This is a genomic window from Actinomyces sp. 594, assembly GCF_019325145.1.
GTDB lineage: Bacteria > Actinomycetota > Actinomycetes > Actinomycetales > Actinomycetaceae > Actinomyces.
Genome location: NZ_PIZC01000057.1, coordinates 12323 through 29773, shown reverse-complemented (window position 1 = coordinate 29773; position 17451 = coordinate 12323). Strand labels below are relative to the sequence as shown.

General features: G+C 66.4%; 12 protein-coding genes. 7 read left to right on the top strand and 5 right to left on the bottom strand.

Translation table 11 applies throughout. From position 1 onward, the window contains the following. The coding region (locus tag GZ998_RS09730) for a type ISP restriction/modification enzyme (RefSeq protein ID WP_219109723.1) at positions 1–4440 on the top strand (4440 nt) is incomplete at its 5' end. Positions 4441–4503: 63 nt separating this feature from the next. Here GZ998_RS09730 and GZ998_RS09725 read toward each other — a convergent pair. Together GZ998_RS09725 and GZ998_RS09720 are read right to left on the bottom strand one after the other, a co-directional pair. Further along, the gene (locus GZ998_RS09725; RefSeq protein ID WP_219109722.1) at positions 4504–5247 is read right to left on the bottom strand and encodes a hypothetical protein; all 744 of its coding nucleotides are present in this window, start codon (positions 5245–5247) and stop codon (positions 4504–4506) included. Further along, complete coding sequence (locus tag GZ998_RS09720; RefSeq protein WP_161925174.1) at positions 5247–5450, bottom strand: hypothetical protein; 204 nt, start codon at positions 5448–5450, stop codon at positions 5247–5249. Before GZ998_RS09720 ends, GZ998_RS09725 begins: the two co-directional genes overlap by 1 nt. A gap of 160 nt (positions 5451–5610) precedes the next feature. Between GZ998_RS09720 and GZ998_RS09715 the strand changes: the two genes are divergently transcribed. Then, complete coding sequence (locus GZ998_RS09715; RefSeq protein ID WP_219109721.1) at positions 5611–6441, top strand: hypothetical protein; 831 nt, start codon at positions 5611–5613, stop codon at positions 6439–6441. Between the two features lie 5 nt (positions 6442–6446). Here GZ998_RS09715 and GZ998_RS13405 read toward each other — a convergent pair whose 3' ends face one another. Next, positions 6447–9053, bottom strand: a complete 2607-nt coding sequence (locus GZ998_RS13405) for a S8 family peptidase (RefSeq protein WP_219109720.1) — start codon at positions 9051–9053, stop codon at positions 6447–6449. Beyond that, a complete protein-coding gene (locus tag GZ998_RS09705) occupies positions 9050–9736 on the bottom strand; it encodes an AAA family ATPase (protein WP_219109719.1) in 687 nt (228 codons plus the stop codon). Before GZ998_RS09705 ends, GZ998_RS13405 begins: the two co-directional genes overlap by 4 nt. A gap of 87 nt (positions 9737–9823) precedes the next feature. Between GZ998_RS09705 and GZ998_RS09700 the strand changes: the two genes are divergently transcribed. The 5 genes from GZ998_RS09700 (at position 9824) to GZ998_RS09680 (ending at position 16595) form a co-directional block, all read left to right on the top strand. Next, entirely contained in the window at positions 9824–9988 is a 165-nt protein-coding gene (locus tag GZ998_RS09700) for a hypothetical protein (protein ID WP_219109718.1), read from the top strand. A 308-nt stretch (positions 9989–10296) separates the two neighbouring features. After that, positions 10297–11379: a 3-phosphoserine/phosphohydroxythreonine transaminase gene (gene serC, locus GZ998_RS09695; protein WP_162679601.1), complete on the top strand. Its 1083-nt coding sequence runs from the start codon at positions 10297–10299 to the stop codon at positions 11377–11379. A gap of 44 nt (positions 11380–11423) precedes the next feature. Next, positions 11424–12611, top strand: coding sequence for a phosphoglycerate dehydrogenase (locus tag GZ998_RS09690; protein ID WP_161925172.1), 1188 nt, complete (start codon positions 11424–11426; stop codon positions 12609–12611). A gap of 344 nt (positions 12612–12955) precedes the next feature. Then, positions 12956–15097: a beta-galactosidase gene (locus tag GZ998_RS09685; protein WP_219109717.1), complete on the top strand. Its 2142-nt coding sequence runs from the start codon at positions 12956–12958 to the stop codon at positions 15095–15097. A 55-nt stretch (positions 15098–15152) separates the two neighbouring features. Next, a complete protein-coding gene (locus tag GZ998_RS09680; RefSeq protein WP_219109716.1) occupies positions 15153–16595 on the top strand; it encodes a glycoside hydrolase family 30 beta sandwich domain-containing protein in 1443 nt (480 codons plus the stop codon). 114 nt (positions 16596–16709) lie between these two features. Here GZ998_RS09680 and GZ998_RS09675 read toward each other — a convergent pair whose 3' ends face one another. Further along, positions 16710–17354 (bottom strand): TetR/AcrR family transcriptional regulator, encoded by a 645-nt coding sequence (locus GZ998_RS09675; RefSeq protein WP_219109715.1) that lies wholly within the window; start codon positions 17352–17354, stop codon positions 16710–16712. Positions 17355–17451: the final 97 nt, after the last annotated feature.

The following is a 17451-nucleotide window of genomic DNA, read 5'->3' as shown; positions in this document are numbered from 1 at the left end:
GGGGGGGGGGTAGCCTTATTCCTGGTTCCCTCCATTGCGCTGCTGTCGCAGACGCTGCTTGAGTGGAGCGCGGAGGCCCAGGTGCCGCTGCGGTCCTTCGCGGTCTGCTCAGACAACAAGGTCGGCAAGGGCCGCGGCAAGACCAACTTGAGCGAGGACATCTCGGTGGTCGACCTGGCGATCCCCGCCACCACCGATGCCGAGGCCCTCGCCCGTCGGCTCACCCGGCCCGCCGCCCCCGTCGACGGCGTGACCCCCATGACAGTGGTCTTCTCCACCTACCAGTCCATCGACGTCGTCGCCCGGGCGCAGGAGCTCGGGGCCCCAGACTTCGACCTGATCATCTGCGACGAGGCCCACCGCACCACCGGCGCCACGCTCGCCGGAGCGGATGAGTCCGCCTTCGTCCGCGTCCACGACAACGCCTACCTGCGTGGCCGCAAGCGCCTGTACATGACGGCGACTCCCCGCATCTACGACGACTCCACCAAGGCGCGCGCCGGCCAGAAGAACGCTGTGCTCGCCTCCATGGACGACGCCGACACTTACGGCGAGGAGCTCTTCCGCCTGGGCTTCGGCGAGGCGGTCTCCCGCAACCTCCTGACCGACTACAAGGTACTGGTCCTGACCGTCTCCGAGGACGCCGTCGCCTCCCGCATGCAGTCCTCTCTCGCGCGCAACGGTGAGCTCACCCTGGACGACGCCGCCCGCATCGTCGGCTGCTGGAACGCACTGGCCAAGCGCTCCGTGAACCTGTCCGAGTACGGCTCGGACGTTCAGCCCATGCGCACCGCCGTCGCCTTCGCCCGGGAGATCAAGAGTTCTAAGCGTTTCGCCGCGGCCTTCAACGACGTCGCCGAGGACTACCGCACCGGCCTGCCCGAGGGGGACGACGCCGTCGCTCCGGCGGGCGGCGATGATGCCGGGCCGCAGCGGCGGCTGGGGTCGGTCGAGGTCAGGCACGTGGATGGCTCCATGAACATCATGGAACGCAACCGCCTGCTGGGCTGGCTCTCCGGCGAGACTACGGTCGAGCCGGTAGCGTCGTCGTCGGGCGCCGACAGCAGCCAGGGATCCGGCGGTGGTGCGGGCGACGCCGACGGAGCGGTGTCCTGCCGGGTGTTGTCCAATGCCCGCTGCCTGAGCGAGGGCGTGGACGTGCCCGCCCTGGATGCGGTCATGTTCCTATCGCCGCGCAAGTCCCAGGTGGACATTGTGCAGTCCGTTGGGCGGGTCATGCGGCTGGCCCCGGGAAAGCGCTACGGCTACATCATCCTGCCGGTGGCCATTCCCACGGGCATGGCCCCGGAGGACGTGCTGGCTGACAATGACACCTTCCGCGTGGTGTGGGAGGTGCTGCAGGCGTTGCGCGCGCATGACGAGCGCTTCGACGCCATGGTCAACAAGATCGACCTCAACCGCTCCAAGCCGGACAAGGTCGCCATCATCGATCCCTTCGGCACGCCCGCCTACGATCCCGACGACGACGCGGCAGACCTGGGTGAGCAGGCGGCCTTCGACCTGGCGTCACTGGGCAAGTGGAAGGAGGCGATCTACGCGCGCCTGGTCCAGAAGGTCGGCAGCCGCCGCTACTGGGAGCAGTGGGCCAAGGACGTCGCCCTGATTGCCGCCCGCCACCGCGCCCGCCTGGAGCAGCGGGTGGCGGACCCGGCGGTCGCCCCGGAGTTCGCGCACTTCCTCGATGCCCTGCGAGCGAATCTCAACGACTCGATCACACCGGAGTCAGCGATCGACATGCTCTCCCAGCATCTGGTCACCAAGCCGGTGTTCGACGCCGTATTCGATGGCTACGACTTCTCCGCCACCAACCCGGTGGCACAGGTGATGGGGCGGATGCTGCGCGTGCTCGACGGCGCCAACCTGGAGGCGGAGACCGAGGAGCTTGAGGGCTTCTACACCTCCGTGCGTGAGCGCTGCGCCGGCATCGACAACGCCGAGGGCAAACAGCGCATCATTACCGAGCTGTATGAGAAGTTCTTCTCCCAGGCCTTCGCCAAGACGGCGAAGTCCCTGGGGATCGTGTACACGCCGGTGGAGATCGTCGACTTCATTCTGCGCAGTGTTGACCACCTGTCCCGTGAGCACTTCGGGAGGGGCGTCACCGACGCGGGTGTGCACGTGCTGGACCCCTTCACCGGTACCGGCACCTTCATTGTGCGCCTGCTGCAGTCCGGGCTGATCGCCCCGGCCGACCTGGCCCGCAAGTACGCCGGCGAGCTGCACGCCAACGAGATCCTGCTGCTTGCCTACTACATCGCGACGGCGAACATTGAGGTCGCCTACCGCGACCTGCTCGGGCAGGCGCAGCAGGCCGGGAACGAGCCCGGTGCCGGGGCGCAGGGTGCGGGCGACGGCGGCTATGTTCCCTTCGACGGGATCGTGCTGGCCGACACCTTCCAGATGAGTGAGGGTGAGGGCACCTTGGACACGAGCTTCTTCGTGGCCAACAATGATCGCGCCGCCGCCCAGCGCAAGTTGGACATTCGGCTGATCGTTGCCAACCCGCCGTACTCGGTGGGGCAGGAGTCTGCCAATGACAACAACGCCAACCAGCGCTATCCGGACCTGGACCGGCGGATCGCTGAAACCTACGCGGCCCGCTCCACAGGCACCAACAAGAACTCCCTGTACGACTCCTACCTGCGGGCCATCCGCTGGGCTACCGACCGGCTCGGCGACGCCGGGGTGATTGGCTTCGTCACTAATGGCGGCTTTATTGATGCCAACACCGCCGACGGCGTGCGGCTCAGCCTGGCCGAGGAGTTCGCGCACATTTACGTGTTCAACCTGCGGGGTAATCAGCGCACCGCAGGGGAGCTCTCGCGCCGCGAGGGAGGGAAGGTATTCGGAGGCGGGTCACGCGCGACCGTCGCGATTACCTTCTTGGTGAAGGACCCCGCCCACAGCGGGCCGGCGGTGCTGCACTACCGGGACATCGGCGACTACCTGAGCCGTGAGGACAAGCTGCGAATCGTGGGCGGCTCGCGCATTGAGGCCATGGACTGGGAGACGATCACTCCCAACGCCGTCGGCGACTGGATCAACCAGCGCGACCCGAGTTACGGCGCATGGCAGTCCCTCGGTGAGGGACGGGAACCGGTCTTAGGGTCGTACACCGCCGGAGTTCAGACGAATCGCGACGCCTGGGTATACAACTTCTCCGCGGCGACTCTGCGGGAATCCTGCCAGCGCCTCATCGGTACTTATAACGCCGAGCGGCAGCGCATCCATAGCTCTCACGCCGCCGAGTTGGCCGCGGGTGTTGCGGCTAAGGACCAGGTCACCACGGACGAGACCCAGATCAAGTGGACTCGCGATCTATACCGGTCTGCGGAAAAGGACCGTGTTATTCACTATAACGCGCACGCCACCTACATAGGTCTCTACCGGCCCTTCTGTAAGCAGTGGCTGAACGCCTCCGACGGGATCATCTACCTCCCGGCAGTCCTGCACCGCTACTTCCCCACGCCGGCGCACGACAATCTGGGGTTCTATGTTGTCGGCAAGGGATCTGATAAGCCGTTTGCGGCTTTGGCTACTACGAATGTTCCAGACCTTGCGTTCTGGGGATCCAGCAATGGCCAGTTCTTCCCGCGCTGGACCTGGGAGCCGGTCGACCAGACCGCCCGGGACGCGGGCATGCTCGACCTGACTGCGGGCGCCGTCGTCGGCGATGAGGGCGGGAGCCTGGACGGCGAGGTCGCGGGTGAGGTGATCGGCGGCTACCGGCGCGTGGACAACATCACTGACGCCACCCTGCACGCCTACCGGGAGGCCTACGGGCCGACGGTCAGCAAGGATGACGTCTTCTACTACGTATACGGGCTGCTGCACTCGCCCGACTACCGCAGACGCTACGGCGCGGACCTGAAGAAGTCCCTGCCGCGCATCCCGCTGGTCGCCTCCCGCGCGGACTTCGTCGCCATCGCCACCGCGGGGCGCGGGCTGGCCGACCTCCACCTGGACTACGAGACCGTGGAGCCATGGGAGCTGACCGTGACCGTTGACGGGAAGGAGGTGCCGTGGGCGGAGCGCGACCGGATTGACCCGGCGCTGCTGCACGTAACCAAGCTGCGCTACGCCAAGACCCGGGCGGACGGCAATCCGGTCGCCGACAAGACCAGCATCGTCTACAACGAGCACGTGACCATCTCGGGCATCCCGGAGGCGGCGCAGGACTACCTGCTGGGCTCGCGCAGCGGCCTGGACTGGCTCATCGACCGCTACCAGGTGAAGACCGACAAGGCCTCCGGCATCGTCAACGACCCCAACGACTGGATGGCCGAGGGTGCGGGCCAGGGGAACATGGCGGGGCCTCAGCCCCGCTACCTACTCGACCTCATCGCCCGCGTCACCACTGTCTCCGTGCGCACGCAGCAGATCGTGAACTCCCTGCCCCCGCTGGACGTGCGCGACTGACCGCACCCCGGCGGGCGCGTCATGTATTCGCCGATTTGTGGCGGGAGCTGGCGTACTCGGTGGTCAGTAGCGGGTAAGCCAGGCCTGCCGGTCGGGATCAATGCTGCCGTCGTCCGGTGCAGTCACCGTGTACCCCGCATCGCGCAGCACATCTGCGGCCACATCGGGAAGAGAGGCCGTCATGGCGCGCACCTGATCGGATCGCCAGGCCGCACGCTGCTTTTCGAGGACTTCCAGGGCGTCTTCGGTGTGGTCCACTCCGAGATCATGGACGAGCATCTCCAGGAAGTCCTCCAGGGTGGGCCGCAGTCGTGGACCTCCCGCAGGAAAGTGAATGTCAGACAGCTGCGGGGCCCGCTCCGCACTGGCCCGGCGGGCCACCTCGCGCCTCGCGCTTCCGACGCCGTCACGGGTCATGGCGAAGGTCCAGTCATCGCGATGGGCGTGGACCTGGAGGTGGCAGCACGGTACGTCGGAGTGCGGGTGGCGTAGATATTCCAGCCGTACCAGGGGCTCACTGCCTTTTGCGGGCAGCAGGATGAAGGCCGACTTCTCGACCAGCATGAAGGAGTGGCGCGCTGACGCCGTGCACTCGTAGCTGACCTTCAACTTCAGCAGGCGCCTCCCGCCCACGGTCAGCACCACCGGCTTGTCTCCTGGGGTGGCCACCGTCGCCTTCCAGACGTTCTTGTGGGTAGCGGCATCAGCGACGAAACCGGGCGCATTGGGGCACACCGTGCGCACGGTGGCGGTGGTCTGGGCCGCGAAGTCGTGGGTCTGGCGTTCCTGCGCCGAGAAGTCCTCCATCAGTCGGACAGTAGGAAGGTGACGGCGTGATACTCGGAGAAGAGGGTGGCCTCGTCTTCGTCGTAGTCCCAGTCCTCCTCGCGCTCAAGCGCGCGTTCAAGACTGCCGAAGCGACGCGTGAGCTTATCGACCACATCCGACTCCCGAGCCTTGAGCTCATCCTCCGTGAACACGCGGACCAGGTTGTTTGTGGGTGCTGACATGCGGGCCTCCTTCCTGCTCCCTTCACTGTAGCCGCACCGTATGACAGGAACCAGCGCTCCGAGCAGGTCGCCCGCGTCACCACATACTGTGTTGCGTAACGGTGACACCCACTACCCAACCTGGTTGAGATGCCGCAGTTTCCGCAGCGCCCTGCGTACGGTGTTCCCAGCTGACGCCGAGGATGAGGATCCTTGGAACCCAAGCAAGGGCGGGATGACGGTGAGCGACGAGGTCGAACTCAGTGAGCAGTGGTATAGGAGGGTGGAAACGGGCCACGAGGGTACGCACCTAGCAGAGTCGCGGAGGACGCCGGGGGCTTTCGCCAGTGGCGAGTTGGATGATGACACGAACCAGGTGGTGAACTCTTCGGAGTGGGTAGCAGACGATCCGTACGAAGACGACACGGTTGACGAAGGCAACATGGGAACGCTTATTGCCTGTGCTGTGACCTCTGTTGGAACGGCTGCTATCACATATGTGGCAACAAAACACTTGCATCCCTGGTGGCTGGAACGCGGAAGGCCTGCGGCCGGTCGCCTTTGGAGGAAGGTGACACATCAAGATGAAGAAAACCGAGAGGAACTGACGCCGCGGGAGGTCACCGAGGTGGTCGGCAGTGAGGTGACTCCCGCGGACCTGTCCGATGCCGTTAGGCGTGTTCGTGAGAACCTTGGCGCGGAGGAGGCTCAGCGTGAGCTTCTGAATATCCTCGTTCACGCCGCGGCCATCGCGTCATCGCTACGCCGACTGTCGAACGCAGCGATCGACGACCGCGATCGCACTGTGCCGGAGTGGAGGAAGGCACTGGAGGGGCTTGCTACGGAAGAAGTCGCGGCCTGCATCACCTCTTTGCTTGAGAGAGCCGAGACGGACGATGAACTTGAGTCGCAGCTTGCGGGACTGCTCGGTGTACATGAGGATGACCTCTCGTCGATGCAGTTGGTAGACCGCCAGGCAGTGGCAGAAATCCTGCGACTCCCGGAGGATTAGATCCACTATCTGACGCGAACCCGGTCGCTCTGCTGGATGACTGCCCGGTCGCGCATATGGATGAGACCAGCGCGAACTTCGTCATGGATCGTTGAGGACGTCGAGGTCGCCGTTTCGATCGAGACGACGAGGGCGTAGCGGATGCGTTCAATGGGACCGGTCTTCTGGCCGTCTCGCATGCACTCCACATGAATTGAGAAGGTGGCACCGTCATTGAATGTCATAGCCTTGGACCCGTCGATGACCTCGTGCTGGAGGCTTCCACGCCGTACAGCGTTGTGATAGGCGTCCACGCGGTCTCCACCAGCGAGCTTGGTATCTGGGGTAGTGAAGTAGACCTTCGCAGCCCGATAGGAATTGAGACCTTGCGTTGTAGGCGCCCAGTAGGCGAGGGTGATGACGAGCCGGTGCCACTCGGCCTTGCTGCGGATCGACGAGGGGAGCGGCAGCTCGTACGTGTTACGCTCATCGATTCCGATCTCGTTTCCTGCGACGACGACCGCCCGGTTGACGGCGCCTCGAGCCCGCTCAGGGTCAAGCCGACCGTAACCGAACAGCGGGGTCAGCGTCTTGCGCGAGGACTGCGGGGCTATATCCTTCCGCCAGTCACCCCAAGAGCATGAATGCACGAGCAGTGCCCTGACGAGAAGCGGATGGAATAAGGCATCAGGAAGTGTTCTCGCATCCGCGCCGTCGTGATGTGTCTCCAGAAGGTCGAATAGTGAGGAAGCCTCCCGCGTGACGAGTGCAGTGGCGTGGCTTGTGCCACGATCGAATGTTGTTCGGTTGAGATGCCCACCGTCACCGGGTGCGGCAACCTGCACGCCAGGTCCTATTCGGCTGGCTCGAGCTGCGGACAGGGTGATGTTAGAGTCTGGCGAGTGTGATGGCACAGGTGTCGTAAAAAGAAGTCGTCCGCCAATGTGGTACAAATCTGGTTTGATGGACCGTCCGACGCCCGGGCCGGTCGCCGAGTAGAGGGCGGGTGCGCCGGGGGTAGTGATATCCCAGGTCGTGGAGGACTCGACTGGATCGGGTGCCCCGTCGGCGTGGATCGCGCCAACGGTCAACGCGTTCATGGAGTCTCCCGGTGGAAGGATCCCGCGGAGGAGCTCGGAGTTGTGGACAGCTTGCTCCGCCGCGGATCGGGCGTTTTCCTGATTCTGCGCTGCCTCCGTGGGGATGGAGATTGGTGCCGTGTGGTTGCCGGCGCTGACGATGAACAGGACGTTGTGCTCGACTGTTAGCCAATCCAGAAGACGTCCGACTGGACTCATTCTTTTGATGAGGGGTCTCGCAGAGTCACCGATGGACAGGTTGATGATACGGACACTCGGCGCCCAGGCCGGTCTCCCTGCCTCTCCCACGAGAAGGCGCCTGACGGCGCGGTGAAGAAGGTCCACGAACAGCGTGTCAGGCAGGACCCGTTCTACGAACTCCCCGGGTGTCTGCTCCTCTGACTGCATGATTGGGCGCACGTAGAGCGGACGTCCCAGCGGCTCTCCCGGTGTGGACAGGTCTCCGTGGATGATGAGGGATGCCATGGCGGTGCCGTGTGAGCGCGCAGCGAGCTGATAGCGGTCCTCAACGCCGTCGGCGTCATCGACAAGGAGCCTGCCTGCTAAAGCGTCGTGGTTCTGCATGGGGAGCCCGTCCAAGAGCGCGATCCGAGGCTTGCCATCTTTGGGGTACCTGGCAGGGAAGGAAGTGGGGGTGGCTTTTGAGTAATGAGGCGAGGAGATGCTCATGGGCTGAAAAGGGCTTACGAACATAATGTCTTCGGCCCTCAGCAACCGAATCGCCTGCGGACCGCGTTCCAGGACGGTCTGCACCTGCTGCCGAGGAAGTTCCGCGAGAAGAGCGTGATATCCGATCTCCTCGATCTGTGCACGACTGACGATCTTCCCACCACAGTCATCCAGGATGCGTGTGATCGCGTGCTCAGCGTCGGAGCGCCGTCCTCGGTCGTGGCGGTACCACAGTTCAATTTCTACACGCACTGGGCTGTAGGATTGACCAACCATGTCGAGAGTTTCCCGCCACTTATTGAGGAGGCCGGTCTCTCGCACACGATCCTCGGCTCCCCATCTACGGATGTCTGCGAGTTGGGCGAAGGCGTCCTTGAACTTGCTCAGACCGTGTTCGAACTTGGCATCAGGGTCCTCCTGCCAACGCTTGAACAGGCTGATCAACTGGTCGACAGCCTTCGCGTTGGTCATGGCGAGATAGAGTGAGTGTTGAACCGGCTTGTCGGTGCGGCCCTTCATGTAGAAGTCATCGTCAGGACCGACTTCGTCCCCAAGCATCTCAGCGAGAAACTCCAGGCCCTGGATGTTGTCCACCGCTTTGTGGAAGTCCGGGACTGAGCCTGCCAGGTCGAGCACGATGACCAGTGAGGGATCCACCTCTGTCGGCGTATCCGTCCCTGCCTCAACCCGCCGGGCGGCGAAGGCCTCAACAAGTTCTGTGAACTTGGGCCCCAGCCGTTCACCCTGGCGCTTGCCTCCGGGACCCGCGACTTTCGGGAGCGGGTGCCCCTTTGGCTTGACCCTGCCGCCTTCAGGCACGTGTGGAGGGTTGATTACCAGGAGGGGACGTATCTGCGCGGTCACGATCGAACTGATCCCTGCCAGTGCTCAAGCCGTTCCTTAACGATCCTGCGTGTGTCCGCGCCAGGCGTCTCTAGGAGCGTTCGGCGTCGGACATCCTGAGCGAACTCCTCCAATTCGGCGTAGCTCGCGCCGACGAGCTTGTCAGCCAGGGTGCGCGGCGTGTAACCGAGGTCCCCGCCGAGTCGGTCGGCGAGCCGCTCCAGGAACCTGGTCGCCTGAGCTCTCGATGGTGCTTTCAACTCAGTGCGCACCTGGAACCTCCTCCATGCTGCGCGGTCCAGGAGTTCACTGTGGTTAGTCGCCCCCACGAGGATGACATGCGGAGGCAGGCGGTCGATCTGGAGCAGTAGCGTGGAGACGACGCGCTTGATCTCCCCCGTCTCATGCTCGTCCGCTCGCTCCTTGGCAATCGTGTCGAGCTCGTCGAAAAAGAGGACACAACGGCGTGTCCGCACGAACTCGAAGGCGCTGTCCAGGCGGGCCGCGGTCTCCCCGAGGAAACTGGAGACCACGCCTTCGTAGCGGATCACGTAGAAGGGCAGCATCAACTCGGCCGCAATTGCCTCGGCCACGCTCGTCTTGCCGTTGCCGGGAGGACCCGCCAGCAGTAGACGGTGGCGTGGTTCGATCCCGTAGCTGCGCAGCAGATCCGCGCGCTGCTGCTCCTCAATGAGCTCAGCCACAACGCGGCGAGTTATCGGGGCTAGTTCCAGGTCATCTAGACGCCGTCGCGCCACCACCTCATGAACAAGGTCGCGTACCGATGCAGCATGATCATCGCGCGGCAGCCCCTGCCCCGTCGTGGTGATGATTTCGGACAAGCGATCTGCGAGCAGGTGGTGCTGGTTGGCGCGTTCCTCGGCGATCAGGCCTTCGACCACGATCCGAAAACGGTCGCGGTCGCCCCGCCGCTCGGCTTCGACAAGGTCCAGTAGTAAGTCCGCTCGTGCCATGCTCTCACCTCCCGGGGCTTAATCTGCGGGCATGCAGGTTGGTCGGTCGTCGTTAGCAACGCTACCTCGGCTAGCGATGCTGGAGTTGCTAGCAACGCTGCAATCGCCTCTCCCGCTTGCGTTTCCTGTAACGGTAGCGCAGCCCACCGACTCAATCGCGGAGGCCAACGCCGGATTTCTCCCGCGGACGGTGGCGACAGCCCGGGAGCAATGCTGCCGGCTCCCCGCACGTCGCCCCGCCCCATGAGACGCTTTACGGCCGCGCCCCACGCCCCGGCTATCGTGGAGCCATGCGCGTGTACAACTTCTCCGCAGGCCCCGCACAACTGCCCCTGCCCGTGCTCGAGCAGGCCGCCGCCGAGCTCACCGACTGGCAGGGCTCCGGCATGAGCGTGCTGGAGGTCTCCCACCGCGGGAAGGACTTCGTCGCCTGTGCCGCCGACGCCGAGGCCGCCTTCCGCCGCGTCGCCGGCGTCCCGGAGGGCTACCGCGTCCTCTTCCTCGCCGGCGGCGCCACCGGCCAGTTCTCCGCGATCCCCATGAACCTGGCCGCCCGCGGCGCCACCGCCGCCTACCTCAACACCGGCCAGTGGTCCAAGAAGGCCATCAAGGAGGCCGGCCGCCAGGGCGTGGACGTGCGCGTCGTCGCCGACGAGGCCGCCTCCGCCTACACCACCACCCCCGAGCCCGGCTCCTTCACCGTCCCCGCTGACGCCGCCTACCTGCACTACACGCCCAACGAGACCATCGGCGGCGTCGAGTTCCCCTACATCCCTGACGCCGGCGACGTCCCCCTGGTGGCCGACTTCTCCTCCACCTACCTCTCCCGCCCCATCGACGTCGAGCGCTTCGGCGTCATCTACGGCGGCGCTCAGAAGAACCTCGGGCCGGCGGGCCTGGCGATCGTCGTCGTGCGCGAGGACCTGCTCGGCCGCGCCCGCGAGGACGTGCCCGCGATCTGGGACTGGAAGGTCATGGCGGAGGCCGACTCCATGCTCAACACCCCGCCCACCTTCTCCATCTACCTGCTCGGGCTGATCCTGCACTGGATCGAGTCCACCGGCGGCCTGGAGGCCATGGGCGAGCGCAACCGCGCCAAGGCCGAGCGCCTGTACGCCGCCATCGACGCCTCGGACTTCTACAACAACCCCGTTCAGGCCCGCTCCCGCTCCTGGATGAACATCCCCTTCACCCTGGCCGACCCCGCCCTCGACGCCGAGTTCCTCGCTGGCGCCGACGCCGTCGGCCTGACCAACCTCAAGGGGCACCGCAGCGTCGGCGGCATGCGCGCCTCCATCTACAACGCCATGCCCGCCGACGGCATCACCGCCCTGATCGACTACATGACCGAGTTCGAGCGCACCCGCGCCTGACGGCGCCGCCGGAAGCTCAGCAGAACCCAGGAGAAGGTACAGCCATGACCAAGCAGTTCCGCATCCAGACCCTCAACGCCATTTCCGGCGCCGGCCTGTCCCGCTTCCCCGACGACCGCTACGACGTCGGCGGCAATGTCACCGAGCCCCACGCCCTGCTGGTGCGCTCGGCCAAGCTGCACGACGTGCCGATCCCCGACTCGGTGATGGCGATCGCCCGCGCCGGCGCCGGCACCAACAACATCCCCGTCGCCGCCATGACCGAGCGCGGCATCCCGGTGTTCAACACCCCCGGCGCCAACGCCAACGCCGTCAAGGAGCTGGTTCTCGCCGGCCTGTTCATCGCCTCCCGCAACCTCATCCCGGCCGCCCGCTTCGCCCACGAGCTCACCGGTGACGACGCCGAGATCGCCCGCGCCGTCGAGGCCGGCAAGAAGCAGTTCGTCGGCTTCGAGCTGCCCGGCCGCACCCTGGGCGTGATCGGCCTGGGTGCCGTCGGCGTGCAGGTCGCCAATGCGGCGCTCGGGCTGGGCCTGAACGTGGTCGGCTTCGACCCCGGCATCAGCGTGGAGCACGCCTGGCACCTGAGCGCCGAGGTGGAGCGCGCCGAATCCATGGAGGAGGTGTTCCGCCGCGCCGACATCCTGACCGTGCACGTGCCGCTGATCGAGTCCACCCGCGGCCTGGTCTCCACTCAGCGCATCGCCATCATGAAGGAGACGGCGGTGCTGCTGAACTTCGCACGCGCTGAGATCGTGGATGAGGCAGCGGTCGTCTCCGCCCTGGACGAGGGCACCCTGGGCGGCTACGTGTGCGACTTCCCCTCCACCGCCGTGCACAAGCACCCCAAGTGCATCTCGCTGCCCCACCTGGGCGCCTCCACCAAGGAGGCCGAGCGCAACTGCGCCGTCATGGCCGTGGATGAGCTGCGCGGCTTCCTTGAGGACGGCCAGGTTCACAACTCGGTCAACTTCCCCGAGGCGGTGCTGCCGCGCGAGCCCGGCACCCGCCGCCTGGTGATCGTCAACCAGAACGTGCCCAACATGGTCGGCCAGGTCTCCACCCTGGTGGCCGAGCGCGGCCAGAACATCGCTAACCTCCTCAACCGCTCCCGCGGTGACCTCGCTGTCACGCTCGTGGACGTCGAGGGCGAGCTCGGTGAGGACGTGCTCGACCAGCTGCGCGCCATTGACGGCGTGCTGTCCGCCCGCGCCATCGAGCCCGCCGCCTGAGGCGTCGGCGGTGCCCCCGCTCGGCTTGAGCGGGGGCACTTGCGTTCTGCAACGTGGCTGCGCCTAGCAAGGCCACCGGGAAAAGTGTCCATCTCTCCACACTTTCACCAGTCACGCAACCGCGGGGCTAATGGATACCGGCTCTGACCTGGGCAAATGCCGGGGAGCTGACGTTGTGCGGTGGATGAAGAGCGCAAAGTGGCGAGAGATGGACACTTCTACCGTCTGTGAGCCGCGCCTGCCCGGTGATTTCCACTGGAACCGGCCCTTCCGCTCCGCACCCATCTGATCTACTATCTAGTAACTACTAGATAAGCGGCGACGGCGCCGCGCAGGAGGGCACAATGACGCAGCACTCGGACCGGCTCATCTTCGGAGCCGCCTACTACGACGAGTACACCCCCGCCGCCGCGGGCCCCGAACGGCTCGAACGCGACATGCAGATGATGGTGGAGGCGGGCTTCACCACGATCCGCATCGCCGAGTTCACCTGGGGCACCTGGAACCCCGCCCCCGGCGTCTTCGACTTCACCCACATCGACCGCGCCCTCGACGCCGCGCAGCGCCACGGCCTGGACGTCATCATCGGCACCCCCACCGCCGCCATCCCCACCTGGCTGGCCTCCCGCCACCCCGAGGTCCTCGGTGTCACCGCCGCCGGCCCCAACAAGTACGGGCCGCGCCAGAACATGAACATCCTCGCCCCCGCCTACCGCCACTACGCCGAGGCCGCCATCCGCGCCCTGGTAGAGCACACCGCGCCGCGCCCGCATGTGGTCGGCTTCCAACTGGACAACGAGACCAAGTACTACGACGCCGCCAACGCCGACATCCAGCGCGCCTTCGTCGACCACCTCAAGCAGCGCTTCGGCGCCGGGCAGGAGGGCCTCAACGCTCTGAACTCGGCGTTCGGCCTGAACTACTGGTCCAACCGCGTGAACGCCTGGGAGGACTTCCCCGACGTCACCGGCACCATCAACGGCTCCCTGGCGGCCGCCTTCGACGCCTTCCGCCGCGGCCTGGTCACCGACTTCCTCGCCTGGCAGCGCGCCATCGTAGATGAGTACCGCCGCGAGGACCAGTTCGTCACCCAGAACTTCGACTACGAGTGGCGCGGCTACTCCTTCGGCATCCAGCCCGCCGTCGACCACTTCCGGGCCGCCGACGCCGTCACCCTGGCCGGCGTCGACATCTACCACCCCGGCGAGGACCAGCTCACCGGCAGGGAGATCGGCTTCGGCGGCGACATCTCCCGGTCCCTGAAGGACGGCGACCCCTACCTGGTGATCGAGACGCAGGCTCAGGGGCAGATGGGCTGGCTGCCCTACCCCGGCCAGCTGCGCCTGCAGGCATACTCCCACCTCGCCTCCGGCGCCTGCGGCGTCATGTACTGGCACTGGGGCTCCATCCACAACTCCTTCGAGACCTACTGGAAGGGCCTGCTCAGCCAGGACTACACGCCCAACCCCACCTACCGGGAGGCCGTCACGATCGGCCGCGAACTGGCCGAGCATGCCGAATCCCTCACCGGCCTGCGTAAGCACAACCGGATCGCCATCATGGTCTCCAACGAGGCCTACACCGCCCTGGAGTGGTTCAGCCTCGAGGCCGGCTTCCCGCGCCAGTACGCCGGCGGCGGCGCCAACTACAACGACGTCTTCCGCTGGCTCTACGACGCCCTGTTCGACCTGAACCTGGAGGTCGACGTCGTCCCCGCCGACGCCCCCGTCGAGCGCCTGGGCCGCTACGCCGTACTGGTCGCGCCGGCCCTGTACGTCACCCCCAAGGCCACCACCGACGCCCTACGCGCCTATGTGGCCGGCGGCGGCCACCTGGTCACCACCTTCCGCACCGGCGTCGCCGACGAGAACCTGCAGGTCTTCACCGACCGCCAGCCCCATGGCCTGTCCGGCCTGCTGGGCCTGGGCACCGACCAGTTCACCCGCCCCGACGGCGTCGCCCTGCGCCCGGTGGGAGCGCTCGCCGCGGCCCTGGACGACTGCGTCGCGGTCGGCCCGACAGATCCGGCAGAACTTGCCGCCTCCACCTTCATGGAGCTGCTCACCCCCGTCGACGCCGACGCCCGCGAGGGCGACGCCGAGGTGGAGGTGCTCGCCGCCTACGACCACCACGCCTGGTCCGGGCCGGCGGTCGCCACCCGCGCTGTCGGTGCGGGCTCGATCACCCACCTGGCCACCATGACCGCTCCGGCGCTGACCCGCGCCGTGCTGCGGCTGGTGGCAGAGCGGGCGGGCGTGACCGACTGGGCGCAGGACCTGGCCGGCACCGTCACCGTGCGCCGCGGCACCAACGGCCGCGGCCGGGGGCTGAGCTACTTCCTGAACTACTCCCGCGACGCCGTCGAGACCACCCTGCCGCAGGGCGGGGAGGACGTCCTGGGAACCGTCGCCGCCCCGGGCACTCGCCTAGAGGCCGGCACCACCGTGGCCATCCCCGCCTGGAGCGTCCTCGCCGTCGAGGCCTGAGCCGCCCCGGGCAAACCGCAACGAAGCACAAAACCCGCACCATTAGGAGAACCCCATGACCGACACCAGCCCCGCCAACACCCCCGCCGCCGGCTTCCAGTTCTACGCCACCACCGAGGCCGACCCCTGGTTTACCCCGGAAACGCCCGTCACCATCGAGCCGATGCAGACCTTCCCCGGCGCCTTCCTGCGCCTGGACGCACCCGCACAGGAGATCGACGGCTTCGGCGTCTGCTTCAACGAGCTCGGCTGGGTGGCGCTGTCCCGCCTGTCCGAGGCCGAGCGCAGCGAGGTGCTGCGGCAGGTCTTCGCGCCCGGCGTCGGCACCAACCTCACCGTGTGCCGCATGCCGGTGGGCGCTAACGACTTCGCCACCGACTGGTACTCCTACGACGAGGTCGACGGCGACTTCGCCCTGGAGCACTTCAGCGTCGAGCACGACGACGCCACCCTGGTGCCCTACATCCAGGCCGCAAAGGCCCACCGGCCCGACCTGACCCTGTGGGCCTCCCCCTGGGGGCCGCCGTCCTGGTTCAAGCGCAATAAGCACTATGCCTGCGCCGCCCCCAACCCGATGAGCGAGCAGACCGCCTTCGACAACGGCCTGTCCCCGGACAACCAGATCGAGGAGGGCACCGACGGGCTGATTCTCACCGAGGAGGTGCTGGACGCCTACGCCCGCTACTTCGGCAAGTTCATCGACGCCTACGCCGAGCGCGGCATCGACATCTCCATGGTCATGCCGCAGAACGAGTTCAACTCCGCCCAGATCTACCCTGCCTGCACCTGGACGCCGGAGGGACTGATCGCCTTCCTGAAGCACCTGGTCCCCGAGATGGAGCGGCGCGGCGTGAAGGTCTTCTTCGGCACCATGGAGCGCCCGGACGACACTATGGTAGAGAAAGTCCTGGCCGATCCGGAGGTGGGCCCGCACATCGCCGGCGTCGGCTTCCAGTGGGATGGCAAGCGGGCGGTGCCCTTCGTCCACCACAACCACCCGGAGCTGAAGATCTACCAGTCCGAGCAGGAGTGCGGCGACGGCAAGAACGACTGGCGCTACGCCCGCTACGCCTGGACGATGATGCGCCACTACTTCAACAACGGCGCCAGCGTCTACGACTACTGGAACCTGGCGCTGGACGAGGGCGGCGTCTCCCGCTGGGGCTGGAGCCAGAACTCCCTGGTGACCGTGGACCCGGCCACCGGCAAGAGTCGCTTCACCTACGAGTACTACGTGCTGCGGCACCTGTCCGGCTTCGTGCAGCCGGGCGCGCGCTTCGTGCCGGCGCTGTCCTACACGGGGTATGAGAACCTGCTGGCCTTCCACAACCCCGACGGCTCGGTGGTGGTGGCCGCCCAGAATGACATGACCACTCCGCAGGACTTCGTGGTGGGCGTGGGGAACAAGAACGTGTCCTTCACCGCCCCGGCCGACTCGCTGGTGACCGTGGTGGTGCCCGCCGAGCACGTGGAGGTGGCTGCCAAGCCGCTGGCCTGAGCCGCGCGCAGGCATTCCACGACCTTGGTGACGTTTTACGACCTTGGGGTGTGTTCCACGACCACCCCGGGGTCGTAAAACGTACCCCGGGGTCGTGCAATGCATGGGGAAGGGCTAGCGGTAGTCGTCCCAGACCGGGGAGGGGAACAGGACTGCCTCCCAGCGCGCCCACTCCTCGGTCAGGGAGATGGGCGGGCGCCGGAAGAAGCGGATCTGCGCCCCGTCCATCGCCTCAATCGCCAGCTCAACCAGTGGCCGCATGCTCTCCCAGCCTCCCGCCGCGACGACCTCGGGTGGCAGCCGCCAGGTAAAGGTGGAGTAGTAGTCCCACACCTGGTCGGGCCGGTCGATGAAGCGCTCGTAGGCGGGGTGGCGCGGGTCGGTTGCCTCCACCCCCAGCGTCATGTACAGCTCCATCAGCGCCGGGCGGGCCTCGTTGAAGGCCACCAGGTAGCGGAAGTAGGCCGGCAGGCTGATGCCCTCGGGGTGGGTGGCGGCTGGGTCGCCGGAGTCGATGAAGTCCTGCGGGGTGCCCTGGCGGTCGTAGCGGTCATCCAGCAGCAGCTCCAGCAGGCCGTCCTTGGTGCCGATGTAGTGCAGCAGCCCCGCCTGGGTGATGCCGACGGCGTCGGCCACCTCCTGCAGCGACAGCCCGTTGAACCCGTGCTTGGCCACCATCTCGGTGGCGACCTCCACGATCTGCTCGCGCCGCTCGGCTGCGGTCATGCGGTGGCGTTTGGTGGAGGACGATGGCGGCATGTGCCGATCCTACTGGGCGGCCCACTGCCCCGAGAGTGGGGCAAGCGCTCCCGCAGCGCCGACGGCGCTAATACGGATCGCCAAGACTGCGGGGTTC